General features: G+C 54.2%; 29 protein-coding genes. 10 read left to right on the top strand and 19 right to left on the bottom strand.

Translation table 11 applies throughout. The features are described 5' to 3' along the window. Positions 1 to 81 precede the first annotated feature (81 nt). Positions 82 to 882: a DUF4309 domain-containing protein gene (locus tag BN1190_RS07215; RefSeq protein ID WP_052461739.1), complete on the top strand. Its 801-nt coding sequence runs from the start codon at positions 82 to 84 to the stop codon at positions 880 to 882. A gap of 46 nt (positions 883 to 928) precedes the next feature. On the opposite strand, the gene abc-f is transcribed toward BN1190_RS07215, so the two are convergent. The 4 genes from abc-f to BN1190_RS07200 form a co-directional block, all read right to left on the bottom strand. After that, a complete protein-coding gene (gene abc-f / locus BN1190_RS07210; protein WP_052461738.1) occupies positions 929 to 2,545 on the bottom strand; it encodes a ribosomal protection-like ABC-F family protein in 1,617 nt (538 codons plus the stop codon). Between the two features lie 88 nt (positions 2,546 to 2,633). Beyond that, positions 2,634 to 2,774 carry an RAxF-45 family protein gene (locus BN1190_RS15020; protein ID WP_179860761.1) on the bottom strand — a complete coding sequence of 47 codons (141 nt, stop codon included), beginning with the start codon at positions 2,772 to 2,774 and terminating at the stop codon, positions 2,634 to 2,636. A gap of 83 nt (positions 2,775 to 2,857) precedes the next feature. After that, a complete protein-coding gene (locus tag BN1190_RS07205) occupies positions 2,858 to 3,160 on the bottom strand; it encodes a hypothetical protein (protein ID WP_040286298.1) in 303 nt (100 codons plus the stop codon). Between the two features lie 173 nt (positions 3,161 to 3,333). After that, entirely contained in the window at positions 3,334 to 3,774 is a 441-nt protein-coding gene (locus BN1190_RS07200; RefSeq protein WP_040286297.1) for a hypothetical protein, read from the bottom strand. Between the two features lie 117 nt (positions 3,775 to 3,891). On the opposite strand from BN1190_RS07200, the gene BN1190_RS07195 reads away from it, so the two are divergent. Then, on the top strand, positions 3,892 to 4,935 hold the full coding sequence (locus tag BN1190_RS07195) for an aromatic acid exporter family protein (RefSeq protein WP_040286296.1): 1,044 nt from the start codon (positions 3,892 to 3,894) through the stop codon (positions 4,933 to 4,935). A 79-nt stretch (positions 4,936 to 5,014) separates the two neighbouring features. On the opposite strand, the gene BN1190_RS07190 is transcribed toward BN1190_RS07195, so the two are convergent. Further along, the gene (locus BN1190_RS07190) at positions 5,015 to 6,052 is read right to left on the bottom strand and encodes a hypothetical protein (RefSeq protein WP_040286295.1); all 1,038 of its coding nucleotides are present in this window, start codon (positions 6,050 to 6,052) and stop codon (positions 5,015 to 5,017) included. 299 nt (positions 6,053 to 6,351) lie between these two features. On the opposite strand from BN1190_RS07190, the gene BN1190_RS07185 reads away from it, so the two are divergent. The 3 genes from BN1190_RS07185 to BN1190_RS15310 all read left to right on the top strand — a co-directional run bounded on the left by BN1190_RS07185 (position 6,352) and on the right by BN1190_RS15310 (position 8,464). After that, positions 6,352 to 7,338 (top strand): hypothetical protein, encoded by a 987-nt coding sequence (locus BN1190_RS07185; RefSeq protein ID WP_040286294.1) that lies wholly within the window; start codon positions 6,352 to 6,354, stop codon positions 7,336 to 7,338. Positions 7,339 to 7,472: 134 nt separating this feature from the next. Then, entirely contained in the window at positions 7,473 to 8,342 is an 870-nt protein-coding gene (locus BN1190_RS07180) for a GNAT family N-acetyltransferase (protein ID WP_052461737.1), read from the top strand. Then, positions 8,339 to 8,464, top strand: a complete 126-nt coding sequence (locus BN1190_RS15310) for a hypothetical protein (protein WP_276327488.1) — start codon at positions 8,339 to 8,341, stop codon at positions 8,462 to 8,464. Before BN1190_RS07180 ends, BN1190_RS15310 begins: the two co-directional genes overlap by 4 nt. A gap of 48 nt (positions 8,465 to 8,512) precedes the next feature. Here the strand turns inward: BN1190_RS15310 and BN1190_RS07175 are convergent, their stop codons facing one another. Next, complete coding sequence (locus BN1190_RS07175; protein WP_040286293.1) at positions 8,513 to 8,959, bottom strand: MarR family winged helix-turn-helix transcriptional regulator; 447 nt, start codon at positions 8,957 to 8,959, stop codon at positions 8,513 to 8,515. Beyond that, on the bottom strand, positions 8,959 to 9,435 hold the full coding sequence (locus BN1190_RS07170) for a glutathione peroxidase (protein ID WP_040286292.1): 477 nt from the start codon (positions 9,433 to 9,435) through the stop codon (positions 8,959 to 8,961). The genes BN1190_RS07175 and BN1190_RS07170 overlap by 1 nt, the downstream gene beginning before the upstream one ends. Before the next feature lie 163 nt (positions 9,436 to 9,598). Here BN1190_RS07170 and BN1190_RS07165 point away from each other — a divergent pair, with 163 nt between their 5' ends. The 3 genes from BN1190_RS07165 to arsC are packed head-to-tail and all read left to right on the top strand — an operon-like array spanning position 9,599 to position 11,649. Beyond that, entirely contained in the window at positions 9,599 to 9,907 is a 309-nt protein-coding gene (locus BN1190_RS07165) for an ArsR/SmtB family transcription factor (protein ID WP_040286291.1), read from the top strand. Continuing rightward, positions 9,895 to 11,184: an arsenic transporter gene (locus tag BN1190_RS07160; protein WP_040286290.1), complete on the top strand. Its 1,290-nt coding sequence runs from the start codon at positions 9,895 to 9,897 to the stop codon at positions 11,182 to 11,184. Before BN1190_RS07165 ends, BN1190_RS07160 begins: the two co-directional genes overlap by 13 nt. Positions 11,185 to 11,244: 60 nt before the next feature. Further along, on the top strand, positions 11,245 to 11,649 hold the full coding sequence (gene arsC / locus BN1190_RS07155) for an arsenate reductase (thioredoxin) (RefSeq protein ID WP_040286289.1): 405 nt from the start codon (positions 11,245 to 11,247) through the stop codon (positions 11,647 to 11,649). Between the two features lie 88 nt (positions 11,650 to 11,737). Here the strand turns inward: arsC and chrA are convergent, their stop codons facing one another. Next, positions 11,738 to 12,925, bottom strand: coding sequence for a chromate efflux transporter (chrA, locus tag BN1190_RS07150; protein ID WP_040287192.1), 1,188 nt, complete (start codon positions 12,923 to 12,925; stop codon positions 11,738 to 11,740). Between the two features lie 300 nt (positions 12,926 to 13,225). Here chrA and BN1190_RS14845 point away from each other — a divergent pair, with 300 nt between their 5' ends. Further along, positions 13,226 to 13,390 carry a DUF3810 domain-containing protein gene (locus BN1190_RS14845; RefSeq protein WP_144036076.1) on the top strand — a complete coding sequence of 55 codons (165 nt, stop codon included), beginning with the start codon at positions 13,226 to 13,228 and terminating at the stop codon, positions 13,388 to 13,390. 80 nt (positions 13,391 to 13,470) lie between these two features. On the opposite strand, the gene BN1190_RS07145 is transcribed toward BN1190_RS14845, so the two are convergent. The 11 genes from BN1190_RS07145 to BN1190_RS07095 all read right to left on the bottom strand — a co-directional run bounded on the left by BN1190_RS07145 (position 13,471) and on the right by BN1190_RS07095 (position 25,337). Beyond that, positions 13,471 to 14,604 carry an alcohol dehydrogenase catalytic domain-containing protein gene (locus tag BN1190_RS07145; protein WP_040286288.1) on the bottom strand — a complete coding sequence of 378 codons (1,134 nt, stop codon included), beginning with the start codon at positions 14,602 to 14,604 and terminating at the stop codon, positions 13,471 to 13,473. A gap of 323 nt (positions 14,605 to 14,927) precedes the next feature. After that, positions 14,928 to 15,308 carry an iron chaperone gene (locus BN1190_RS07140; RefSeq protein WP_244898691.1) on the bottom strand — a complete coding sequence of 127 codons (381 nt, stop codon included), beginning with the start codon at positions 15,306 to 15,308 and terminating at the stop codon, positions 14,928 to 14,930. A 168-nt stretch (positions 15,309 to 15,476) separates the two neighbouring features. Beyond that, positions 15,477 to 15,866 carry a hypothetical protein gene (locus tag BN1190_RS07135; RefSeq protein WP_040286287.1) on the bottom strand — a complete coding sequence of 130 codons (390 nt, stop codon included), beginning with the start codon at positions 15,864 to 15,866 and terminating at the stop codon, positions 15,477 to 15,479. Between the two features lie 194 nt (positions 15,867 to 16,060). Next, complete coding sequence (locus BN1190_RS07130) at positions 16,061 to 16,630, bottom strand: SCO family protein (protein WP_040286286.1); 570 nt, start codon at positions 16,628 to 16,630, stop codon at positions 16,061 to 16,063. A 36-nt stretch (positions 16,631 to 16,666) separates the two neighbouring features. Then, positions 16,667 to 18,427 (bottom strand): GMC family oxidoreductase, encoded by a 1,761-nt coding sequence (locus tag BN1190_RS07125; RefSeq protein WP_040286285.1) that lies wholly within the window; start codon positions 18,425 to 18,427, stop codon positions 16,667 to 16,669. Between the two features lie 18 nt (positions 18,428 to 18,445). Beyond that, positions 18,446 to 19,228: a gluconate 2-dehydrogenase subunit 3 family protein gene (locus BN1190_RS07120; protein ID WP_052461736.1), complete on the bottom strand. Its 783-nt coding sequence runs from the start codon at positions 19,226 to 19,228 to the stop codon at positions 18,446 to 18,448. A gap of 403 nt (positions 19,229 to 19,631) precedes the next feature. Then, positions 19,632 to 20,873, bottom strand: a complete 1,242-nt coding sequence (gene sstT, locus BN1190_RS07115) for a serine/threonine transporter SstT (protein WP_040286284.1) — start codon at positions 20,871 to 20,873, stop codon at positions 19,632 to 19,634. Between the two features lie 220 nt (positions 20,874 to 21,093). Further along, positions 21,094 to 21,849: an AAA family ATPase gene (locus BN1190_RS07110; protein WP_040286283.1), complete on the bottom strand. Its 756-nt coding sequence runs from the start codon at positions 21,847 to 21,849 to the stop codon at positions 21,094 to 21,096. An 89-nt stretch (positions 21,850 to 21,938) separates the two neighbouring features. Continuing rightward, complete coding sequence (locus tag BN1190_RS07105) at positions 21,939 to 22,643, bottom strand: SDR family NAD(P)-dependent oxidoreductase (protein ID WP_244898690.1); 705 nt, start codon at positions 22,641 to 22,643, stop codon at positions 21,939 to 21,941. Between the two features lie 91 nt (positions 22,644 to 22,734). After that, complete coding sequence (locus tag BN1190_RS07100) at positions 22,735 to 23,394, bottom strand: hypothetical protein (protein ID WP_040286282.1); 660 nt, start codon at positions 23,392 to 23,394, stop codon at positions 22,735 to 22,737. Between the two features lie 35 nt (positions 23,395 to 23,429). Continuing rightward, a complete protein-coding gene (locus BN1190_RS07095; protein WP_040286281.1) occupies positions 23,430 to 25,337 on the bottom strand; it encodes a bifunctional metallophosphatase/5'-nucleotidase in 1,908 nt (635 codons plus the stop codon). A gap of 413 nt (positions 25,338 to 25,750) precedes the next feature. On the opposite strand from BN1190_RS07095, the gene BN1190_RS07090 reads away from it, so the two are divergent. Beyond that, on the top strand, positions 25,751 to 26,386 hold the full coding sequence (locus BN1190_RS07090; RefSeq protein WP_040286280.1) for a 2OG-Fe(II) oxygenase: 636 nt from the start codon (positions 25,751 to 25,753) through the stop codon (positions 26,384 to 26,386). Positions 26,387 to 26,429: the final 43 nt, after the last annotated feature.

Below are 26,429 nucleotides of genomic sequence, written 5' to 3'. Positions count from 1 at the left end.
TTTTTTACAGAGAAACCAGTGTAGTTCAACTTCTAAAGGGAAAACAAACACCAGACCATTCCAACAAAGGGGACTTGCTTCATGAACAGACGACTGACTTTCGCAGCAGTGCTGCTGACAGGCACACTGGCCGCATGCTCCGGCCCGGACAACGGGGAACCAGCGGACGGCGACAACCCGGCAGCAGAACAACCTGCAGCAGACCCGGATACTTCCCCAGACAGCACGGACAGCATGGGAGAAGAAGACACGACTGCCGACCGCGGCGAATCATCGGACAGCGGCAGTACATCGGATGATCCGGCTGCCTCAGAGGACGACACGCCAGCCAGTGACGGGTCCTCATTCTCAGGCCATGGCACGTCAGATTCAACGGACGGAAACGGCTCAGAAGCATCGGATCAGAACGAGGACAGTTCTGACGATCCGTCTGTCGCAGATGAACAGAAACAGATGGCGATCGATACACTGAACGATCTTGTCGCAGACGGTAAAAAAGGCAAAGTCTATGCGCTGACCGATACGTTCTGCGTCGGTAAGACGACCCAGACCGATGTCTACAACGAAATCGGTCAGCCGGAACGTCAGGATACGTTCGACCGTTACACCGGTTCAATGGGACGTGCATCGTATGATCTCCGATACGATAAAAACGGAGTCCTGGTCGAAGCCCGCTATCTCGGCACGAACGTCGAGCGTCAGACGAACCTCGGAGGTATCACTAGCGAGGACCTTGTCAAACAGCTCGGCCAGCCTGACGAAGAGCGTAGTCTGCCGAAGACGAAGCAGGTCAACTATACGTATGACCTTGGTAGCTACAAGATGCAGTTCATCCTGAACGACAAAGACACGACCGATCATGTCAACCTTCTTCTCAAATGACAAACGCCTGCGGACCGGGACTTTTTCCGGACGCAGGCTTTTTTCACTATCCCCTCAGCGCCAGCTGTTTCCGCCGGGCAAATGTATAATCGCCGGCGTGCACAGTGACTGTCCCTGCCTCCACCCAGGCGACCGTCGTGAACAGCTTCTGCAGGAAATATCGGTCATGGCTGACGGCAACTAGCGTACCGCTGAACTGCGCCAGCGTCTCTTCGAGCACTTCCCGGCTTTCGATATCCAAGTGATTCGTCGGTTCGTCGAGGATGAGCAGATTCAGATCTTCCTGCATGAGTTGCGCAAGGCGCAGACGCATCCTCTCCCCGCCGCTCAAGTCCTTCACCTTCTTGTAGACGTCATGACCATAGAACAGGAACTGTGCAAGTACATGCCGGGCATCGGCTTCCGTCATGGCAATATCTTCCCGGAACGCTTCGATCAGCCGCTGGTCCCCCTCGGCCGTACCGAACTGCTGGGCGAGATAGCCGGCTTTCACATTTGAACCGAGCCGCACGGTGCCTTCCGAAGGTGCCAGCTCACCGAGCATCAGTTTCAGGAGAGTCGACTTTCCGGACCCATTGTTGCCGACAATCGCCAGACGGTCCTGCCAATGGACCGCAAGTGAGCAATCAGCGAGGACGTACGATTCATCGTCGAATGAATGGCTGAGTGCCTCCATGGAGATCACCTCTTTCCCGCTCCGGTCTGAGGCGTCCAGGTGAAGGCGCATCGCCTTTTCGGCCTTCGGTTTCCGGACGACTTCCATCCGGGTGAGCATCTTCTCCATTGACTTGGCCTTTCGGTACAAGTCCGGATTCGGCGGCGAGGCTTCGTTCGCCCACTGCCGCAGACGGCGGATCGCTTCTTTGATTTTCTTTATTTTTTTCTGCTGCTCCTGGTACGCGGAAAACTGCTGGGCAAGCCGTGCTTCTCGGTTCAGCAGGAACTGATCGTAGTCGCCACGGCTCACCCAGCACTCGCCATCCTCCAATTCAATCACTTTCCCCGCCGCCCGGTTCATGAATTCCCGGTCGTGTGACACAAGGATGACTGTGCCTGGGAATTGCTGAACGTGCTGTTCGAGCCACTCGATTGCGGACAGATCCAGATGGTTTGTCGGTTCGTCGAGCAGCAGGATGTCCGGCTGCTGCAGCAGGATCCGGCCGAGCATCACTTTCGTCTTCTCCCCGCCGCTCAGCAAGTCGAACGGCTGATCAAGAAATCGGGTGATCCCCAATCCATTCGCGATGCTCAGCAGGCGCGACTCCATCTCGTAGCCGCCCTGCTCCATGAAGGATTCCTGCAATTCGCCGTACTGACGGAGAATCCGGTCCGTCACCTCTTCAGCCATCCGGGATTCCAGTTCCTTCATCCGTTTTTCCACTGCAAGCAATCCACTGAAGGCTTTCAGCATGACCTCCTTTACGGTCTGCCCCGGATACGATGGGATCTGATGCAGAAAGCCGACCGTGCTGTCTTTCGCACGGATGATCCGCCCGCTGTCCGGCGTGTCCTCTCCTGCGAGCAGCCGAAGCAGTGTCGTCTTCCCGCAGCCGTTCCGGCCGACAAGTGCCACGTGTTCGCCTGCGTTCACATCCATCGTCAAGTTTTCAAAAATTATTGTGCCGCCAAGTGATTTGGCGATTCCTTCTGCTTTCATATACATAGTAAGTGCCTCCTGAGGAGCGCACTGATTTTCGGCAAACAAAAAAGACCGCCTGATAACAGACCGTCTCTTCGTGAAAAGAATGGCGTCAATCAGCTGCGCTTCGATTTTTTGGTTTTCTAAAAATGGACAGACGTATCCCGTCGGCCAAAAAATCGAACGTAATGACACGTGCAAAATACATGGACGTATCCACCTGTACACCTGTCAGCGCTGCTGTTTGTTCCATACTTCCCACCTCCGTTCCAATTAGTTAATTGTATGCTATCACATACTCCGCTGAATTGCAAGAAAACTCCGAACGGACGGACCTCATACCAAGCCGAATCGGCGTGCCTGTCCGAGCAGCCCTGCATCTTCCAGCGCCCGCACTTCGACCTCCCCGAACAGATCGAAATGGGGAAAGTCCTTTTTATAATCGATCCATTCCGGTTTCAAGCCGTACCGTCTGCCCCACTCTATCAGTTTTTTTACATCCGTACAGCCGGCCTTCGTCACTGTCTTACAGCCCGGGAACCGATCGTCCAGCCAATAGTGAGTCAGAAAAGCGATCTTCCCCGCCTGCACATCCGCCTTCCATGTCTTCAGTTCATTCCGATTTATTCCGAATGCCATCAGCTGACGCCCCCGGAAATTCCATGATCTGTCTTCATACTGCTTTCACCTCTGCCGAAAGTATACAAAAATCGCACGGAAAAGGCTTCTGAGGCATCCTGCATGGAAAGTCTGAAACTGACTGTCGTATCTGGATGCCCACCTGCAGGTAAAACCGCCTGTCTGCTCATTACTTATGCGTCATACTTCGACAGCTGCGCTTCCAGCCTTGCGTTCATTTCCTTCACTTCATCCAAGTACTGGCCCATCATCGTCTGCAGGAACAGGATCCCTTCCATGGCTGTTTCAAAGTAGCCGTCTTCCACGATATCGGTCAGCTTCATCCGCTTCTCTTCCTTCTCCCGCAAGTTGATACGAAGGAAGCCGATATGTGAATCATAGACGACGAGTTCATACCGCGCTTCGTCGAATCCGAGGATGGGCCCGCGGCTCGTGTGCCGCTCGATCGTCGGATGCGTGAAGTAGAGCCCTTTCTTATGGTACCACTGGATGAGCGGCATCGCGTCTTCGAGGGAGGTTTCGATCAGTTCCTTCTGGCGGGACTGCAGCTCGGTGAAAGTCGTGGAGTCGATTTCATATTGCTCGAATTGTTCTTCCAGTTGCTCTGTCGTCATACGGCATGCCTCCTGGTTTCTGGGGATTGGATTTTTGCATCGGTCCGCGTCTATGCATGAGTCCCTTTCCAGATTCCCTTTTTATGATAAACTAAGCCTCTAAGGAGGACGTCACTCATGCGGAGCATCCATTTCCACGGCAGCCGGATCGTCAAGACCGGAATCGCCATCTTTCTGACAGCTGTCATCTGTGACTGGTTCGGGTGGCCGCCTGTATTCGCGGTCATCACAGCCATCGTCACGATCGAGCCAACCGTGAGTGATTCCATCAAAAAAGGGATCGTCCGGTTTCCGGCATCCGCCATCGGCTCCGCCTATGCGGTGTTCTTCATCTCCCTGTTCGGTAATTCCCCGATCACCTATACACTCGCTGCAGTGTTCACCATTCTTACCTGCTATAAATTGAAGCTGCATGCCGGATTGCTCGTCGCGACACTGACGTCGGTCGCCATGGTGGAAGTGATCCACAGCAATTATCTGATTGCGTTCTTCATCCGTCTGGGCACGACGACGGTCGGCCTGACCGTATCGACCCTCGTCAACATGATCGTCTTCCGCCCGGATTACCGGCAGGATATTGCGAAGAATATCCAGACAATCGGGGCCCGTGCCGGTTCGATTCTCGAGCACACCTTCCGGACGGTGCTTTTTGATGCCGCTGCAGACCGGAAGGCGGATGGGATCCCGATTCATCAGCTCACACAGGATATCCGCAAAACGGAAGTCCTTCTCCGGTATCAGCGTGACGAATCCAGCCTGCATCCTCTCATCGGCGGCGATAAGGATGAGCTGCTGCTGGCGGAGCGTCAGCTGCTCTACCTGCACAACCTCGATTACCATCTCGGCAACCTTCTGCAGGTCCCGATCCGGTCGCTGGCATGGACGGAAGCCGAGCGGGCTGTCATCATGGACGCTGTTGCAGCACTTGCGGATGATCTGCAGCATGCAGCTGAGTATGACGCAGAGCGCCATAACGCCCAGTTGAAAGCGATCACCGATCTGTTCTGGGAGGACAATGAAGAACTGACGAAGCATAACTATATCCACCCGACAAAGTTTCCGCCGGAACTGATCATCCTTTACGAACTCGTCACAATCTACGACTTGGTGGACCGCTATTATAATCCCGAATCACCGGCCGGTTCCGTTCAGCCCGGCTGAACAATCTTAAGGAGGCAGTCTTCCCAGGGAAGGCTGCCTTTCATTTTTTTCATTATCAGCTGATTATAATGAAGCCCCCTTACCGATCTTGGAACACCAGCTCGTTCCCTTCTGCTTCCTTCACTGTCCAAGTTTTCTTCTCTGTATCATAGGTGACCGTTTCGACAACCAAAAACGGCTCATCCGTCGCTTCGATCGCCATGCGGAAGACCTGCGATTCGGACAGCGCGGCACCCGCTGGACGATAATCCGGATGGACGGTTACATATTTCGCCTGTCCCTGTGCCGGATACGATTCCGCAAATGGACCTGTCGCATCGACAGTGACACGGCTCCCTGCCGTCAGCCTGTCAGCTTCCGCGAATGCATATGAGACAGCGGCTTCGGTACCGCCTGCGACCAGGAACCCGCCATCTCCCGTATCGAGAACGAATCCGCCCTCTTCTTGCGGCGTTTCCGTTTCCGGATGATCCGGCAGTATGACGGCGGACTGCCCGGGCTCAGGCGCCATGCTGCCTTCCTGCTGGAACAGGATTGGCTTCTCCTGGAATTGTTTCTTGAGTGCGTCGATATCGGTTCGTTTCAGGAAATCGTGCGTGACAGAAATATCACCCGAGATTGTATCCACGGACACTGCGTAGGAGCCGCTTCCCTCATACAATTTCTTTACCGCCGCACTCACCTGATCCTGCAGCGCAATCAGGTCCTGCTGGGTATGCGGACTTCGGTAGAAATGGATCAGTTCCGCGAGCAGTTCGCCCGCATCCACTTTCCTCTGGAGCCGGTCGAGGACCTGCTGCAGACGATCATCAGGCTTTTTCACGCCGATCCAGACGCCGGGAAGTGATGCTCCGTCTGCTTCCAGCTCATAGAACAGGATCCCTTGCCGATCGAACCCTTCCATGCCATACACCGCTTCTACCGCTTCTATGGCAGCTGGCCCTTCGACAATCTGAATTTCCATGTCACGCTCCGCTTCTTCAGTCTGTTCGCCGAAGTACCCTTCTTGAAAATCGGTGTACGCCAAATTATCTTTCACTGCCTGCTGACGTTTTGACGGTTCGGTCCCCTTCTGTTCCAGTTTTGCAATGATATCCCGGCCGTCGGCAGTCTCCAATATCGGCCACTCCTCCCCGTGAGCTGACTTGTTCCCGGCCGGGGGATCGGATGATGCGGTGCCACAGCCTGCGGTCACCAACACAGCAGCGAAAAGTGCAAACGGCCTCCTGCCCATACTGCATTCCTCCCTTTGGAATCATAGACGGGTAAGGCGGAGTAACGTTACAGATGGTGTTGGAAAATTCATATATTCATGCAGGCGGATGAACGGCAGAGCCGCCAATTCCTTGCAATCTCTTGTTCTTTCACCTTGTTTTTCGCTATGATAGCAGTATTGACTTTCGGGGAGCGTGGATAATGGAGACCGTAAAAGAATTCGCTGGAATGGCCGCAGGCACCTTGTTTTTCATCCTGCTGACATGGGCGCTGACCAGCTCTTATTTAGAGGAGTATGACCTGACGTCTGCCAAACCCGCGACAGCGTCGGTCGCTGCGAAGGTCGGGACGAAAAGCCTGCTGCGCCCGCCCGCCTTTTTCGTGAAAATCCGGCAAGACGATGGGAGTCCTTCAGAGGAACTGCACCGGATTTCAAGAAGTCAGATGGAAAAACTGTCCATTGGGGATCCGGTGAGCGGTTATGCGACCGGACCGACCGGCTTCTCGACTATCCGGACCATCGTCTACGACAGCATCTTTTACATGATCGGTATTTTCATATTCGGTTTCATCTCGCTGTGCTGCCTATTTGCGACCATTCTATCTATCCCGGCCATCGATCAGGCCGAACAGCGGTCTTCCCATAAACGGGCTGTGAAAAAGAAACGGGAGCGTCGGAAGAAAAAGAAGAAACCGAAACGGACGAGGAGCGGCTGGGGACTTGCTCTGGGGTGTGTCGCCTTCTTCCTCTTGGTGACACTGCCGTTCCTGTCCAACTTGGTGCATAGTGCCCTGCCAGCCGGCAAGAACAGTGCCGAGGCACTGATCATCAATGAGGATTCCTATGTCACCTACCGCAAGCATGAAGATTCCTCGTATCGGTTCAATATCGTATTCGACGATGAAGACGGAGAGACGATCCTGGCCATCAAGGACATCACGCCGAACACGTACAGAAATTATTCGATCGGCGACAGCCTGCCAATCGAATACCAGACATCCAATCCGTATAACATCCATGTACGCGGCACAACACTCACCGATATCCAGCAGATGCTGCTCACATGGGAAATGTTCCTGTATGCTGCTCTCTTTGCCGTCAGCGGATTTGTCATTTGGGCCTATGTCAACAGTAGGAAGAACGGGAGAAGGGACAGCCGCAAGGGAGATCGCTTTGCCTCCCGCTGAACTGATTAGCAATAGTCGAGAACATGCCAGTGCTGCTCGTCTGGAGACGGCTGCGGCAAACCTTTAACTCTGCGAACAGCAAGAAACCCACAGGGCCTGTCATCGATATCCGGACCTGAGATTGGAGATCTGATATGCAAATCACATATGAACCGCTGTCTTCGCTGACATTCGAAGCGGCACACGCACTTTTCAACCGAGCGTTCGAAGGTTATCTCGTGCCGATGCACCTGACCCTCGATGCGTTCATCAGCCGGTTCGGCCAGCACGGCCTGTCCCCGGAAGTATCCATCGCTGCGTTTGACGGCGATGTCCCTGTCGGCATCGTCCTGCAGGGGATCCGGGAGACCGGCGGGAGGGTGATCTCCTGGAACGGAGGCACCGGGATCGTCCCCGAATACCGCGGCCGGAAGCTCGGACAGCCGCTGATGGAAGCGGCGGAAATGCTGCTGACGGATAGGAATGTAGGCGTGGCCACCCTCGAGTCGATTTCCGGCAACGAAGCCGCAATTGCGCTGTATGAACGGTGCGGCTACCGGATCACGGACCACCTGCTGTTCCTCCAGACCGACGGGATCCTGATGAACACGCTTCCCGAGCTCGGCGACGCGGAAATCGTCCGCATTCCCGCCGCCCGGCTCGCCGGAAGCTCGCTTTTCCCGGCAGTCGGCCCCTTGCAGATCGACCCGTCGGACATTGCGCGCGCGGGCGGCGAAGCGGTCCTGCTGCTGAAAAACGGCAAAGCGGCAGCCGCCTGCCTTGTCCGCAAAGACGGCGTTTTCGGGGAACCGGCAAAAAGCATCACGCTGTATCAGGGAGTGCATCCGGACGGCGAAGACGCACTGCGCCTGCTGCTTCCCCATACGCTGGAATACGATACGGCGGTCATGCGCAAAACGTACAATTTCCCGAATGGTGACGGAGCAGCCGCAGATCGGCTGATCAGAGACGGCTTCGAACGGCAGCCGTTGTCCCAAGTATTCATGGTGAAAGAGCTGTCATGAGGAAACTGCTTCGCAGCAAGTGGTCTGAATGGCTGTTCTTTCTCATCTGCGGTCTGCTGATCCTCTGGCTATTATCCGGCTTCGTCTTCATCCTGTTCCTGGCACTTGACGAACTGTCATAAACGAAAAAGGCTGTTTCCAATAACTGCATGGAATCAGCCTTTTCGTATTCAGCCGGCCGCTTCAGACCGCTTCTTCAGCTTGGCGTGCAGGTCATTCAGACGCGTCATCAGTTCTTCATATTCGTGTACACTGATCTTGCACAGCTCGATCACTTCAGACACACGTTGCATGATCGCCGGCTTTTCGTCGATCGCCTTCTGGTTTAGCTGCACGAACACTTTGCGTTCATCTTCCGAAGACCGCTGTTTGCGCAGCCAGCCTTTGTCCTGCATCCGGGAAACCATCGGCGTCAGCGTGCCGGTGCCGAGACTGACGCGCTCCCCGAGTTCCTTCATCGACTGTCCGTCCCGCTCCCATAATGCAAGCAGGACGACATACTGCGGGTACGTGAGGCCGAACTGTTTCAGCGCCCCTGCGTACAGCCTGCTGAACTCCCCTGCCGTCTCCTGGACCGCAAAGCAGAGTTGCTTGTCGAGCGTGAAAAACTCATCCATCATAATACTTTCTCGATGTCCCCTTTCAGTTTTTCAGGGGAGGTCTGCGGCGCGAACCGATCGACGACCTGTCCGTTCCGGTCGACGAGGAATTTCGTGAAGTTCCATTTGATGCCTTTGGACAGTAGGCCTTTCTGCTCGGCTGTCAGATACTTGAACAGCGGGTCGGCGCTGTCTCCTTTGACGTCTATCTTCGCCATCATCGGGAACGTGACGCCGTAGTTCACTTGGCAGAATTCCGTCGTTTTGTCGATGTCATCGAATTCCTGGTCGTTGAACTGGTCGCATGGGAAGCCGAGGACGGTCAGCCCCTGGTCTTTGTATTCTTCATACACGGACTGCAGCCCGCCGAACTGCGGCGTGAAGCCACACTTGCTCGCCGTGTTCACAATCAGCAGCGGCTTGCCTTCATACTCTTTCAAGGACAGCGGTTCCCCATTCGATTGTGTCACTGTGAAATCATATATAGATGTCATCCGAATTCCTCCTTATTATATCGTTGCCAATTAAATCGTACACGATTTAATTACACTATACAAACTTATTGCCTGAGTACCCGTTTTCCAGCCAATCCATGCTTTACACCGCAGGTCAGACAGCTTATTATATAAGAGTTCTATTATATAAGGAGTTGTTTATATGGAATTGATTCAATTGGAAAAGGAACTGAAAGCACTGGCGGATGCGAAACGTCTGCTGCTGCTGGCCTGCATGAAAGATCGCGAAGTGTGCGTCTGCGATCTTACCGATGCCCTGCAGATCTCCCAGCCGGCAGTCAGCCAGCATCTGAGGAAATTGAAGGATGCCGGGTTCATCCAGGAACGGCGTGTCGGCACGTGGCGGCATTACAGCATCCGGGAGGACATCTCCCCATTGTTCCGGCAGCTGATCGATGGCCTTGAGAGACCGGATTCCTGTGACTGCGGAGGTACCTCATGCTGTATGTAGCGGCCGCCATCTTCCTCGTCACTCTGATTCTGGTCATCTGGCAGCCGAAGGGGTTCAGTATCGGCTGGCCGGCTGCAGCCGGTGCGGTCGCTGCGCTGCTGGCAGGTGTTGTGGACATGACGGATGTCCAGACGGTCATCGGAATCACCTGGAACGCAACGCTCTCATTCGTTGCGATCATCCTCATTTCCCTGATCCTGGATGAAATCGGCCTGTTCGAGTGGGCCGCGCTCCATATGGCGCGACTCGCGAATGGCCATGGTGTCAAGATGTTCATCCTCGTCAGTCTGCTCGGAGCTGCTGTTGCCGCTTTGTTCGCCAATGACGGGGCTGCCCTGATCCTGACGCCGATCGTGCTGGCCATGGTGCGGCACTTGAAATTCAGTGAAACGATGATCTTCCCGTTCATCATGGCAAGCGGGTTCATCGCCGATACGACGTCGCTGCCGTTCATCGTCAGCAACCTCGTCAATATCGTGTCCGCCGATTTCTTCTCGATCGGGTTCGGGGAGTATGCACTGCGTATGATCATCCCCAACCTTTTCTCACTCATGGCGACGATCACGGTCCTGCTGCTGTATTTCCGCAAGTCGATACCGCGGACATATGATGCGCAGATGCTGAAAGTGCCGCGGGAAGCGATCCGCGACTTGCGGCTGTTCTGGCTTTCCTGGCCGGTGCTCGCCGTGCTCGTGGCAGGCTACTTTCTGAGCGGACCCCTCGGCATTCCGGTATCGTTCATCGCCGGCGGCGTCGCCCTGCTCTTCTTCCTGCTGAGCCGGAGCAGCCCGGCAGTCGACACGGCGGCAGTCGTGAAAGGGGCCCCTTGGACGATTGTCGTCTTTTCGATCGGCATGTATGTTGTCGTCTACGGCCTGGGCAATGCCGGACTGACAGACGCACTTGCAGGACTTATCGAGTGGACAGCCGAGAGAGGATTCTTTGCTGCGACGATCGGGATGGGATTCCTGGCCGCTTTCCTCTCCTCCGTCATGAACAACATGCCGACGGTGATGGTGAACGCACTCGCCATTGCGGAGACCGATACAGCTGGATCGATGCGGGAAGCGCTCGTCTATGCCAACATCATCGGCTCGGATCTCGGCCCGAAAATCACGCCGATCGGTTCCCTTGCCACTCTCGTCTGGCTGCACGTGCTGCAGACGAAAGGCGTCCGTATTTCGTGGGGGACGTACTTCAAGACAGGGATCCTGCTGACTCTGCCGATCCTGTTCGTGACTCTGCTCGCGCTGTATGTCTCCCTGCTTGCATACTGAGCAGCGGGAAATTGTGCCGCAACCAGACGATCATCGAAACTTATATGGAGGTATGTGACTATGGAAAGAAAATTGATCTACTTCATCTGTACAGGCAATGCCTGCCGCAGCCAGATGGCGGAAGGGTATGCAAGGAACATCTTAGGAAATGGATGGGAAGTCCGCTCCGGAGGCATCGAAGCCCACGGCGTGAATGCTGACGCTGTCTCGGTCATGAAGGAAGACGGGATCGACATATCCCGGCAGACGTCCGATGTCATCGACCCGTCCTTGCTGGCCCGCAGCACGCTGGTCGTCACTTTGTGCGATCATGCCGATGCGAACTGCCCAGTCATGCCGCCTGGAGTCCCGAAGGAGCATTGGCCGTTCCCGGATCCTGCAGGCGGCTCCTGGGAAAGGTTCCAGCAAGTCCGGGACGACATCCGGAAGCGGATCGAGCAGTTCCTTGCACAGGGACGGTACTGATCATTTCCCATGCCAAAAAGCCGTGATTGTCCAGCAATCACGGCTTTTCCATGTCAGAAAATCGATCGTCTTGCAATGACCAGGCCGTTCAGGCGAGCAGCACACCGCCGGCTGCACCAAGCACAACGACGATCCAGGGCGGCCACTTCCAGAACACGAGCAGGCTGAACAGCACCGCCGCCAGCGCGAAATCCTCCGGTGCCTCAACCGAGCTTGTCCAGATAGGATGATAGAGGGCTGCGAGCAAAATGCCGACAACGGCCGCATTCACTCCGATGACAGCCCCTTGTATGCCCGGGCGTGCACGGAGACTGTCCCAGAACGGCAATGTCCCGAACAGAAGCAGGAACGCAGGCAGGAAGATGGCGACGGTCGCAAGCAAACCTCCCGGCCAGCCGTCCATCACCGCTCCCAAATACGCAGCAAAGGTGAACAGCGGGCCCGGCACGGCCTGGGCGGCGCCGTAGCCCGCCAGGAAGGACTGTTCCCCGATCCAACCGGCAGGGACGAATTCCTGCTGCAGCAGCGGCAGCACAACATGGCCGCCGCCGAACACGAAGGATCCTGCCCTGTAAAAGCTGTCGAACATCGACACAGCAGCGGAGCCGGTCGCTTCTTTCAATATAGGGAGCAATGCCAGCAGTCCGAAGAACAGGAACAGGCAGACTGCGCCGAACCGCCGGCTGATCGGGAATTTCATAATCGGGGGCCCTGTGTCTTCCCGATTGCGGAATACGAGCAGCCCCGCAGCGGCTGAGACCAGGATGACAGCGATCTGCATATAGGCATTCTGCCAAATGAGCAGCATGGACAGAGCTGCCAGCACAAACGCCTTGCGCGTCAGATCAGGAGCAAGTTTACGGCCCATCTGAAGAACCGCTTGTGCCACAACGGCAACCGCTACGAGTTTCAAACCATGCAGCCACCCCGAGCCCCCTGCATCATAGACGTCCACCAGCAGCGCGAAGAGGATGAGTGTCACGGCAGAAGGAAGCGTGAAGCCGACGAATGCCGCCAGACCGCCCGATATCCCTGCACGCATGACGCCGATGCCGATGCCGACCTGGCTGCTCGCTGGACCCGGCAGGAATTGTGCCAGCGCCACTAAGTCGGCGTATCCTTTTTCATCCATCCATTTTCTTTTTTCGATATACTCGCTGTGGAAATAACCCAAGTGCGCAATCGGACCCCCGAAGGAAGTCAGACCGAGCCGAAGGGATACGAAGAATACTTCCACAAGCCTATGTAAGGTGGATCCATTACCTGTATCTTTCACAGCGTCTCCTTTCCGACAGCACGGAAGCCGGACCGGCTGCATGGGTATACTGCCGGCTCCTTCAACTGTCTGGTACTTACCGTCTCCCCCGATTATAGTCAGCCGGCCCAGCTCGACACAACCGTATCCCCTAAAGTTTACACACTCTTAACAATTGCAAGAAGGCATCCGCAGCACGAAGGAGCGATCGGCACTCCCACAGGCAGCTCTCCTATACTTTGTGTATCCTCTATGCCAGAATGGAAAGTACAGACGACTTTGTAAACTGGTCCACATTCCAACTGAAAGGAGGGCGAAGAGATGTTCCTGACCCTTATGTCCGCCGTTCTGGCAATTGCACTTATCGTGTTCGGTATCCTGTTCATGACCAGCAAGCGGAAAAACAGGACCACATTCATCCTCGGGTTCTTGTATTTGCTGGCCGGACTGATCGGCATTATAGTTGCATTCTCTTTTTATTGGTGAAAGACAAACAGGAACAAGCCGGATGGGACGCATCCGGCTTGTTCCTGTTTGTCTAGGTGAACCTGTATAAAGGAATCTCTTTACGGCTTGAAGATGACCTTGATACTTCCATCCACTTTCCGGTCAAAGATGTCGTATGCTTTTTCCGCTTCGTCCAAACTCATCTTGTGGGTGATGATGTCAGTCGGATCGAATTCCTTATTCTCAATCTTCTTATACAGCTCCGGCATCAGATGGATCACCGGCGCCTGGCCCATTTTGAGCGATACATTGCGCGTAAAGAAATCGCCGAGCGGGAAGTTGTTCGCTTCCGTCGCGTAGACACCCGTCAGCTGCACTGTCCCGAATTTACGGACAGCTTGGGAAGCGGTGACGATCGGGCTGATCGTGCCGAACTGGTTATCGTCATCCGAGCCGAATTTCGTTTTCGGCGGAACGGTTCCGTCCATCCCGACACAGTCGATGACGACGTCTGCTCCGCCTTTCGTCTCTCCATGCAGCAGCTCGCCGATCGTTTCATGCTGTTTGAAATTGAATGTCTCCACGTTATTCGTCTTCTTGGCATGATCCAGCCGATAGTCCATCTGATCGACGGTGATGACCCGCTTGGCGCCTTTCATCCAGGCGAATTTCTGCGCCATGAGCCCGATCGGCCCCGACCCCAGAATGATAACCGTGTCCCCTTCTTTCATGCCGCTGTGCTCGACACTCCAGTAAGCGGTCGGCAGCACGTCGGACAGCAGCAGTACCTGCTCGTCTTCCAGTTCGCTCGACTCCGGTACTTTGAATGATGTGAAATCCGCATACGGAACCCGGAGATATTCCGCCTGGCCGCCGGGGTAGTTGCCGTTCGGCTCTGCGAACCCGAACAGACCGCCCACTTCTCCGTGTGGATTCGAATTGTCGCATTGGCTTTCCATCTGATGGTTACAGAAGAAACACTCGCCGCAGCCGATGTTGAACGGGATGACGACTCGGTCCCCCTTCTTCAGTTTGCTCACTTTGGAACCGACTTCTTCCACGATCCCCATCGGTTCATGACCGACGACATAATCCTTCTCCGGTACGATCCCGCCGTGATACAAATGCAGATCGGACCCGCAGATCCCACTCGCTGTGATCCGTACGATCATATCCGTGTCTTCCTGGATGTCAGGGGTGTTCACATTTTTCGATACCATCGATTTCTCGCCTTGGAATGTTACTGCTTTCATGCTGTCACATCCTTTTCATGGTTTACTTCACTGCATGGTTTGTTTAGCCTGACAACCAATTCGTAAACCTTCTTTTCTCAGAATGCTGACATAGCAGCCGGACGAAACCAAAAAACAGGAGGAATCACACAGTCCAGGTCTGTTCAGTTGGCAATCCAAGATCATTCGTTATGGTTATTTGTTCACACATACAGTGCTTATCGGTAATGATCGAGATACCGGCTTTCCTCGAAAATTCCTTTCGAATTTTCCGAAGTCCACTCATCTGTCGTCATGCCCGGGTGCAATGCCAAATAGGCTTCAATTTGCAGTGAATTTCCGTATCAGCATGTGGTGTCTTCACCGTCACGCCACATATCAACGGTTTTCCGGATAAACCGCTCCAGTTCCGTCTGTTCGATACGTATTGTCTTTCGGATACGGATGCATCCTTTTCCATAGGAATATCCATCCAACAGAGCTTCGGCATTTTCCACCTTATCGATTGTCCCTACATAGAGGCTGACATAGTGTTTTTGGACGTTCAACGCGAAGACATAGTCCGCATCCTTGCCGTAGTTCAGCATTTTGTAGCGGATGACCTCATCAAATTCAGGCGCATACGCCAAAATCATTTGCCGGACCTCCAGCAGTTTCTCTTTCCGCCAGTCGTCTTCAAGGACTTCCAAATATTCGTCTGATGTCTTAGCGTCATACTGCACCATGACAGCTCCTCCTCATTCTGTAGTCCCGAAAAATCTGGTACCCGCTTGAATTTCTATATAGGCCGGCCACCATAATCTGCTCGGTTTCATTCCTTAGTTTCTTAAGACGGAAATAATTCTATGATAGGAGCAAGCAAGATCTAAAACACTTTCTGCCTTGTCATCCCGTTATCCTTCCACCAGCGCTAAATAGTTCACCAGCCGCCCTTCCGTTTCCACCAGCAGGAATCCCCCGCCTTCTTCCACGGTATAGATGATCGACCCGGCAGGCAGTCTGGAAGCTGTTCCGTCCCCGAAGTCGGCCACCTGATCACTTTGCTTCAGAATCTTCCCGACCGCTTCCTTCTTCGTGAAGGATTGTTCTTTCACCCAGTCGACTCCTGACTGGTAGATGAGTCCGTCGAATTGGAAGATATCCGCATCCGGAATTTCCGCCAGCACTTCCTCCGCCGTCGGATGTTCCGTCGTATGCGTCACTGTCTCGATCTTTTCATCGGCACAGCCAGCTAGAAGCAGAAACAGACACGCCAGCAATGGAACGTACCACCGATCGCTCATCTTGTCACTCCCCTTTTTCAAACAGACGGCTGACGGTTGGAAAAAGTTACATCTGCTTACAAGTATACATGGTCTGTATGCTGTAGGAATGAAAAACGGGTGCTATTTCAAGTGGGAATACGACCACTGAAAACAGGTGCCCGGATCATAGACCGGGCACCTGCTTGTCATGTGTCTGCTGTCCTTGCTGTCAGCTAGAGAACGGTTTCCACGTCCTTGATGAGCTGTTCATTCTCTTTCAGGCTCATGCCGTTATACTTCTTCACAATCTCCCCATCCGGATTGACGAGGTAGAAGTAGTAACTGTGAGAACGCTGATCGAGCGCCCCTTCTTCCAGTACCGCTTTGAACGTGTTGACGGAAAGCGTCCGGATCGTCTCGAAATCATACCCTGTCAGAAACGTGAACGTGTCCGTATCCGCTCCATAGTCCGCCGCATACTTCCGGAGAACCTCAGGAGTATCGTTGGCGGGATCGATGCCGAACGAGACGATCTGCGGAGTGAAGCCGTCCGCCTTCAAGGCCTGCTGGATGTCCACCATGTTGGCGGTCGTCCTCGGGCAGACCGTTGTGCAGTGCGTGTAGGAGAAGTACGCGATCCACCAGTCGCCTTTCAGGTCATCGAGCGACAGCGGATTGCCGTCCTGCGTCGTGTACTTGAAATCGGGCAGCTGTTCGGACATGTTGGTCTCGATCTGTTGTCGTCCGCATCCTCCAAGAACCATCAGAACAGCGATCAATGCCACTCCAATCCTCAACTTCATGCAATCACTCCTCTTTGATGGACCAGTAAAGAGTAATTACGCCTTCGCTGTATCTTTCTCCTGCTTCACGAGCTGGCCGCCTTCTTCAAGGAACTTGATCATCCCTTCCGCCGCACGGTACGCCATCGCACCGACCGTCGCTGTCGGATTGGAACTGCTCATATGCGGGAAGGAAGAAGCGCCCACAACGAAAAGATTGTCCATATCCCATACTTGTGAATACGTATTCACTGCGGACGTTTCGGGATCGGCTCCCATGATCACTCCGCCGCCAGTATGGTCGGATAAGGACGTCTTGTTGAATTCCGTTTCATCTGTGATGTCAGGAACGGTGATGTGATCTGCGCCCATCTCTTCGAGCAGTTCCTTCGAACGCTGATGCGCATAGCGGACGATATTGCGGTCCTGGTCGTGGAACCGGCTCGTCACACGCAAGAGCGGATCGCCGAAAATGTCCGTGTATGTCGGATCCAGATCGAAGTAGTTGTCCTTCCAAGGCAGTGCGCCGTTCTGCTGCTGGACATCGATCCGGCGGTTCGCGTAGAACAAGGATTTGTCCTTGAACTCAGGGCCCCATGACGGCACGCCGTCCGGAACGAAGTTGTTCGAGATCGGCCGGTCGCCGCGCTGGGAGGTCCGCAGGCAGAAGCCGTGCAGGAAGTCCAGTTTCGTGTGATCCAGCTGCTCGACATTGAAGTCATCCATCGTGACACCGAGCGCACCTGTGCCGGCATACCGGTTGAATTTCTTGTTATCGAAGAAACCGCGGACACGGGTATGGGTCAGGTTCCGCTGGTGGGCGGTCTGGTTCTTCCCGATGACGCCTGTTCCGGTTTTCGGATCATATGGCTTGCCGATCTTCGACAGAAGCATGAGGCGGACATTGGAGAAGACGAATCCGCTCACGACGACCAGGTCTGCCGGCTGGATGAATTCCTCTCCGGTTTCCGTATCGACGTATTTAATGGCACTCGCTTTCCCGTTTTCGTGCAGCACCCGTACGGCATACGCATTGTGGCGGAGCTCATAATTACCGGTCTTCTGCGCGGTTGCCAGCACCGTTGCGATCGGGTCGGATTTTGCACCGAAGTCACATCCGAATGATTCACAGAACGCACAGTAGACGCACGCATTGATCGTTTCCCCGTCCGGGTTCGTATAGGACTCCGACAAGTTGGCTGACGCAATCCGGTGAGGGTGGTAGCCGAGGTTCTTCGCCGCTTCGGTGAAGACGCGGATCACTTCCGTCTCTTTTTGCGGAGGTGTCGGGTAGTCGCTCGAGCGCTGGCCTTCGCGCAGCGGATCGGGCTCCCCGGAAATACCGGCCATCTTTTCGAATTTGTCGTAATACGGTTCCGCTTCGTCGTACGTGAGGCCCCAGTCCTGCAGCGTCATGCCTTCAGGGATCATATCCTTGCCGTATTTCTCGGCGGTCTTGCTCGCCATTTCGAAGTCGGTCGGCAGCCAGCGGTAGACCATGCCATTCCAGTGCACCCCTGAGCCGCCTGTGTCCGTTCCGTTGATGGCATTCGTATCATTACTGCGGTTCGGGGAAGCCACTTCATCCATCGTGTTGCGGATAGTCAGTGTCTCCTTGCTGAGATCCTGGAACATGACTTTCCGGCTGTCATAGCGTAATTCGTCTTTCGACCCTATGTAATCTTCCCGTACTTTCTGTTTGCCCCGTTCCAATCCTACGACTTTGTATCCTTTTTTCGTCAGCTCTGCTGCAGCAATCCCGCCGGCCCAACCGGATCCGACGATGACCACATCAGTCTTTGGCAGCTGTTTCGCCATGTTCTCACTCCTCTGTCATTATTTTTGCTGGTAGTCCGTCAGACTGACCTGATCCATTTTGATGAAATCTTTCTCTTCGATGATGTTGGCGTAGGATGCGATAGATCCCGGATACTCTTTCATCTTCCATCCTTCCATGCCGCGGTTGCCGCCATAGAGCGGATCGCTGTACGCCCCTTCGAGTGTGAGGGTGCGGAGCAATGTGAAGAATCCTTTGGAACCGATCCCCTTGATTTTGATTTTGTCCGCTTCCAGGTCCTTCAGGATCTCTGTCTGCTGGTCATCCGATGCTTCGTTGAACGCCGTATCGAACCGCTTCTGGCTCTCCTGGCCCATTGCCCGCAATCCATTGATGAAGATCTCGCCGCGGTTCAGGCTGGAATCCGCCGCAGTTCCGTTACCGTTCTTGAACGGCCCCTGCCGGTAATCACTGACGTTGTTTCCGTACGGACCGGCCAGCTGCTTGTCGATGAAATACGGAACACCTAATTCAATTGCACCCGGACCATTCTTGTCTTTCGGGTAGATGCGTTCCACAGCCTGTTCCAGGATGACGAAGTCTGCGAACCGCGTGAAGAACATGCGGGCTTCTTCATACCGCTTCTCCTCTTTTTTGCCGTTCCCTGCACTGTTTGCCTGGTCCTTGTTCTTCTTGCCGAATTGGTTCGTGAACAGGCCGCCGAGCAATGCGCCTCCCGCGACCCCTCCGACCGCAATCCCTGAATTTTTCACGAATTGACGGCGACTCGGGTCCTTGATGTTGCTGTCGCCATTCGGCTGTTTCGGCTGATTGTCCGCCATGTGCAATTCCTCCTTCACCTTTTTAGTTGAGCAAAGCCATATTGTTACCTGTGTCATTTACACTGGTCTGCCGGGATAGGCGGACCGTCTCATCGATGACCGTCCAATTCTCCCAGCCTCTTTTTTGCACGTCGAGTGTACCACAATACTTTCAGTGAAAACGTGTTTTCATCAAATTACTTCGGTTTTCTAACTAAACGATTCATAACACCCAGAGAATTGTAAGATGATATGTAATGAGTTACATTTTGGATGCCCGGTATTTGTCTGGAATTTATGCAGGAGATGGAAGTCTCCCAATTCCCCCAGGAAGCAACCGGGCGTAATGACTCCGGGCATAAGAAAAACCGACTCCCTGTCAGCTTGCGCAGCTGACGGAAGACGGTCTTGGGAACTTTCTATTTTAGGACTTCGCCGAAATGGCTCCGCCCACTTTGCTTTCCTTATATTCCTTCGCATACTCGGCAGCTGCTGTGAACAGCACATCCGTCGAGGAGTTAAGAGCCGTCTCACACGAATCCTGGACAACCCCGATGATGAACCCGACTGCGACCACTTGCATCGCGACGTCGTTTGGGACACCGAACAGACTGCATGCGAGCGGAATCAAAAGCAGTGAACCGCCCGCGACACCTGAAGCGCCGGCAGCTGAAACAGCTGAAACAACGGACAGCAGAAGGGCGGTCAGGAAATCGACCTGGATGCCAAATGTGTGGACTGCAGACAGTGTCAGGACAGAAATCGTCACCGCGGCGCCCGCCATGTTGATGGTCGCACCGAGCGGAATGGAGACAGCATATGTGTCCTCATCCAGACCGAGCTCTTCGCACAATTTCATGTTGACTGGGATGTTGGCCGCTGAACTGCGGGTGAAGAATGCTGTAAGGCCGCTGTCACGCAGCACTTTGAACACAAGCGGATACGGGTTCCGCCGGATGTAGACGTAGACGATGAGCGGATTGACGACCAGCGCGATGAACAGCATGCAGCCGACGAGAACCATCAGCAGTCTGCCGTAGTCATACAGTGCCGAGATACCTGTTGTTGCAACGGCATCGAACACGAGACCCATAATACCGATCGGCGCCAAGCTGATAATCCACTGGACGACTTTCGTGATCGCTTCAGACACATTGCCGAGGACATCTTTCGTTGTTTGGCTGGCACTCTTCAATGCGAGCCCGAGTACGACCGCCCATAGGAGAATCCCAAGGTAGTTGGCGTTCAGAAGAGCATCAACCGGATTGGAAACGAGATTCAGAAGCAGCGTCTTCAGGACTTCGACAATCCCTTCCGGCGGCGTCAGCCCTTCCGCTCCAGCTGTCAGTTTCAGCGTAATCGGGAAAATGAAGCTCACACCGACCGCCACCACGCCTGCGAGCAGTGTGCCGATCCCGTAGAGTGTCAGGACCGTCTTCATGTTCGTCTTGGTGCCTTTCTTATGGGCTGCAAGCGCATACATTACGAGGAATAAGACTAACACAGGTGCGACAGCCTTCAGCGCACCGACGAACAACGTCCCGAAGATTGTCACCCACCCTGCTGATTTCGGCAGTGTCAATGCCAGCACCACGCCTAAGATAATACCCGCAATGATACGTTTCACCAAACTGATGCTGTTCCATTTGTTCCAGATCCCCTGCATACCGTATCCCCCTTTTCTGAATAACCTGATAAATGAATACGTGCCGGAATTCTCCCGGGTTGAGATATACATTACCACCGTTTCAAGAATTGGACAATAGTTTTTTTTCTTTCAGTTTATTCCAATCATGCAAGCATTATTCAGCATAAGAACGCTCAGGTCCTCACGAGTCAGAGGGTTTACAAGGGGATTCTATATCTTAATGGTTTCGTATGGATAATTATTTGAACAGATGATGCAGCAGCCGGTCGCGATCTTCGAAGAACTGTTTCAAGACCGAGTAGTGGGACGTCTCTTCCAAGAGTGCCTCCTCGATCCCCTGCTCGTCGATCTGGTAGATGACCGCGTCGGGATAGGCCATCAGGATCGGCGAGTGCGTCGAAATGATGAATTGCGAGCCATCCTCTGCAAGTTCGTGAATCCGGGCGAGCATGGCGAGCTGCCGGACCGGGGACAGGGCGGCTTCCGGCTCATCCAGTATGTACAGGCCATTCCCCTGGAACCGCTCGAGGAAGGCAGCAAAGAACGATTCACCGTGGGATTGTTCATGCAGCGACTTGCCGCCGAACGAATCGATGATCCGCGGTCCGCCGAGCGGTTCTGTATCCAGCTCCTCAATATGGGTGGCGACATTGTAATACGTCTCCGCACGGAAAAAGAACGAATCCCGCGGGCGCCGGACTCCTTTCGTGATCCGCAAGTATTCATCGAGATTGGAATGGGAATCATAGCTTGAAAAATTGAAATTCCGGGTTCCGCCTTCCGGATTGAAGCCGAGATTCGTCGCTGCCCCTTCCAGCAGTGTCGACTTCCCCATGCCGTTCTCACCGATGATGTACGTCACACTGGGGTGGAAGGTCAGTTCCTCCAAATGCCGGAGGAACGGAAGGCTGAGCGGATAGGAGCCGAACGAGCGGATCCGTTCCCGTTTCAGCGACAGGCTTTTGATGTATTGGGTGTCCTTTGTCAGTTTCACTGTGTCTCCCTGCTTTCATTATAGGCGGCTGCCTCTCCGTACAGGCCGTCTCCCCTTTCAGCGGCCGACGGTCCAGCCGCCGTCCACTTTCATCTCTGACCCTGCATATAGTCGGATTCGTCGGAGGCGAGGAACAGGGCCGCCGCTGCGATCTCTTCCGGTTTGCCTGCGCGGCCCGCCGGAATATCCTTGAGACGGCTGTCGTCGATCCCTTCGGTCATCGGCGTGTCGATGAACCCCGGTGCAATCAGGTTCACTTTGATGCCCTTCTGACCAAAATCGTAGGACAGCTGTTTCGTGAAGCCGGCGATCGCATGCTTGCTCGTCACATACGTGCTGCCGCCCGCTCCTGCGACGAATGTCGACTGGGAGCCGATATTGATGATGGTGCCCCTCCCTTTCTTCAGGAAGATCGGCATGATTTCTTTCGTCACAAGGAACGCGCCTTTGACATTCACCGCCATCAGTTTGTCGAACAGCTCTTCATCCGTTTCCGTGACATCTTTGTATCCATCATGGATGCCAGCGCCGTTATAGAGGATATCGATCGTACCGCATGTGTCCGCAGCCTTTCGGACCGCCCGTTTGACGGAATCGGCGTCCGTCACGTCGAGCTCGGCAAACACCGCCCGGCCGCCTTGGTCCGTAATATCCCGGACGATCCGGTCTCCTGCCTCCCGGTCGCGGCCGGCAACGATGACGTGTGCCCCTTCTTCTGCAAACCGTTTGGATGTCGCTTCCCCGAGTCCTGATGTCCCGCCGATGATCATCGCCACTTTGCCTGTAAGTTTCATTGATATCCTGCCTCCTTGGAATTCGGTTTCTTACTGTACCGGATTCCCTCTGGCAACGGCCTCAAACTACAGGAAGCACCGGCAGGAGGTTTCAGAGTTCCCGGCTTTTTGTCCCTTCCGAAATCCGGATATCCACCCCCCACACTTCCGCACTGTCCGCGTGGGACGGGACGCCGGAGACATCGATGTCCTTCTCGAGGACGACTGTCCGCTGTTCCCTGCCGTCCAGTCTGATCCGGAACGGGCCGTCCTGGTTCAGCAGGGACACGGTCGGCACGTCATCGAGCTGCAGGGTATCCTCTTTGAAATGGATATCGAACGACACCGGCGAATCGCTGTGGTTGTGCAAAGCGACTTCACAGCGGCTCCTCAGCACCGACTCCCCATGCATCGCGAAACTGCACGAGCTTTCATCCCTGTCATACGACACGGCATCGATCCCTTCCGCAAACGCACCCTGATAAAGATTCACCAGCACCCACGGACCGATCAGCACGACAAGGACCGCAATCACACCATACAATCCCTGCCTCTTCTTCACTGATTGTGTCAGCAGAATGACGCCTATGATCATTACCCCCAGAATCAGGACACCCGGGAGCTGAAATCCTCCGGCCAATGTCACAGGCAGACCGACCGTCTGGAACAGCGACTGCGCAACCGTCCACCGGTCCGGAAACTGGATGGCAAGGATGACCGCCAGCAGCAGAACAACAACCGCTGCGGCGAATTTATTTTTATTGTCTATCATATCAGCAATCCCCTTTTCCCTCTACTGGCTGCCCATTACAGCAGCCTCTTGCGGCGTTTCCGTCTTACGATGAATACGACCAGTGTAACAATGACAGCGAGCACCGCAGCCAAGACTGCATACGCACTCAAAATAATGCCGTTCGGCTGGCTCAATACAGCGGACAGACTGGAATCCTGTTCGACCACTTTCCTGCCCTGTTCCTCGCTATAGTAGCCAGGGATCTGCGGGACGCCTTCCTGCTGATCGAACGACTTCAAGTATTCTGCAATCGCATACCATTCCTTCACTTCCAGCTGACCGTTCATGTAGAGGATGTGATCTTCAAAGTCTTCGATCGGCTCCCCGTCTTTTGTCTTCGGCACGACAGACAGCAGACCAAAGGACTTCTCGTTGACAAACGGCAGCATCTGAACGGAGTACAAACCGCCTACGACCCGATAAAGTTTGTCGTCGTCAATCTCCTCTGTCACGCCGTCCCTGTCCTGCAGGCGGATGTCCGTCACTTTGTTGAAGAGCAGCCGGTTGGGATTGAACATGTAACTCAGCCCGGAAATATACAATTGCACGGTGTTCATGATTGGAGTGATCGATGCATCGACTTCCGCGACGGTCTTCAGTTCTTTTCCTGTCAGATAGATGCTGAGCAGCGGATAGCCGGAAATTCCGTCTGGCCCGATGCCGAGCGAATTGGCATTGAAGACATCGGAAACCGTGATATCCCCCTCCCGGAATGTGTTCCGGATGGTTCCGACAGGCACGACGGCTGCTGCGACCGGCTCGTAATCGGTTCCTTCCAACTCTTCAACCATATGGATGAACGAATCGCCGATCAGATTCCCGATCGGCTCTTCCTTCTGCTCCCTCCCCAATTGGGAAAACGGAGTAAAGTCGAACGGCGAAGCGGCAAGCACCTCATCGAATTGCATACCGAACGGACGGAGGTATTCGTCTTGGATCACTTGCTTATAAGTTCTGATCAGTTCTGAGACTGCCGGATCTTCCGGTACTGAGTCATCGACCGGCACCAATTCATAGTCAGCAAGTTTCCATCCGTCGTTTTGTCTCTTCAACGTCAGGACCCCCAGATTCTCCCCATACTGGCCCGCAGAACCAAGGATTGTCTTGCCGGTAATAATCGGCTCGGACAGCACAGTATGGCTGTGTCCGCTGATGATGACGTCGATGCCGGGCACTTTTTCCGCCAGCAGTTCATCTTCCGAAAGGGCAGGATCCACGTGCGTACCGGAATGCGACAACGCGACGATCAGATCGGCTTTCTCATTCTTCAAGACGGACACCGCCGCCTTCGCCCGGTCAACCGGATCACCGAATGAGACCCCCGACATCGGCGCATTGCCGGCCGCTTCGTTCCCCATCAGGCCAAAGAACCCGATGCGTATGCCGTTCCGCTCGATCACCACATGGTCTTCGAGACCGTATGTCTGCACGGTCTCCTGCAGGTCTTGCAGATCCGCTGGCATCTGGCCGTCCTCGGCATCCGGAAATTCCATATTGGAGGCGACGATTTGCGGAAGCGGATCACCGCTCTTGAGTGCCGCCCGCAGACTTTCTGACAAGCCGGCCGCCCGGAAATCGAATTCGTGGTTGCCGAGTGTCGTCACGTCATAGCCGAGATACCCGAGCATGCGCAGTCCGGGTGCGTCCGACGTATAGATCGTCTGGAATAAGGTACCCATCGCGAAATCGCCCGCATCGACGAGCAGTGCATCGGGATACTGCTCGCGCTGCTGCCGGATGACAGTCGCAAGCCGCGCATAGCCGCCGGCTGTCCGCGTTTCACCCGCTCCTTCCAATTGAAACGGCAGGAAGTTATCATGCAGGTCATGGGTGAACAGGATGGTGACGGTGTCGTCTTGTGAGGCTGCCTGGCCTGTTGGTGCAGCTATCGGTAAAATTGCAACCGCCAGCAGGATACTCATTACTCGTTTCACAGTTTTCGTAAGTATGACGTGTTCACTCCTCTTCAGTAACAGATGGATGACACAAAGTTGACTGCAAGGCAGCTGAATAGGTGTCTGGATACGCTTCCACCCTGATAGCATTTCTACGTCTACTATCTCACAAAAGATTCAGTAAGTGTACAGTTCTCAATAAAGCGAAGAGAACGATGAGTAGATTAAAAGCGCAAAGAAGACCTAAAAACAGGAATATATAACTACCTTTCCGACTACATTCCGGATTGTCGGGAGTCTATCCGCCGTGCTAAAATATATTGAATTTAGAATGAAAGAGGAAGTGTGAAACTCAAAAGAAGTCCGATATTGGCTGTACACTCATTTTGCATGATTGTGTTTGTTTCAAGGAATTCAAACAACTAAAGAGGTGTTCCAAGTTGATAGCGGAAAATAAAGAGCAAACGATATTCAACCATATAGGTAAGAAAATCACCACAGACCGAGAAATCGAAATAGTCGCCAAAGTCGAAGAACCGCTCGTTGTCGTCCTCGGCAACATGCTGAGCGACGAAGAATGCGACGAACTGATCCGGCTTTCGAGCGACAAGCTGAATCGGTCCAAGATCGGCACGACACGCGAAGAAAACGACATCCGGACAAGCAGCAGTATGTTCATCGACGAAACGGACAATCTGGTCATCACCCGGATTGAAAAGCGCATTGAAGCTGTCATGAATATCCCGATCGAGCACGGCGAAGGCCTGCAGATCCTGCGCTACGCACCCGGCCAGCAGTACAAGGCGCACCATGACTATTTCTCAGCGAACAGCCGTGTCACGAACAACCGGATCAGCACGCTCGTCATGTACTTGAATGACGTCGAGCAGGGCGGCGAAACGTTCTTCCCCCACTTGAAGCTGTCCGTCACCCCGCAAAAAGGGATGGCCGTCTATTTCGAGTACTTCTATAACGATCCCGCACTGAACGACATGACACTGCATGGCGGCGCGCCTGTCGAAATCGGCGAGAAGTGGGTCGCGACACAGTGGATGAGGAAACAGCGGATCCGGTAATTCAGCTGAATACTAGATTAGTAAGAGGTGCCAGTTCGGTATA

It is taken from the genome of Sporosarcina koreensis (genome assembly GCF_000826145.2).
GTDB lineage: Bacteria > Bacillota > Bacilli > Bacillales_A > Planococcaceae > Sporosarcina > Sporosarcina trichiuri.
The sequence above is the reverse complement of the archived record's forward strand: the minus strand, read 5'-3'. Positions and strand labels throughout refer to the sequence as shown.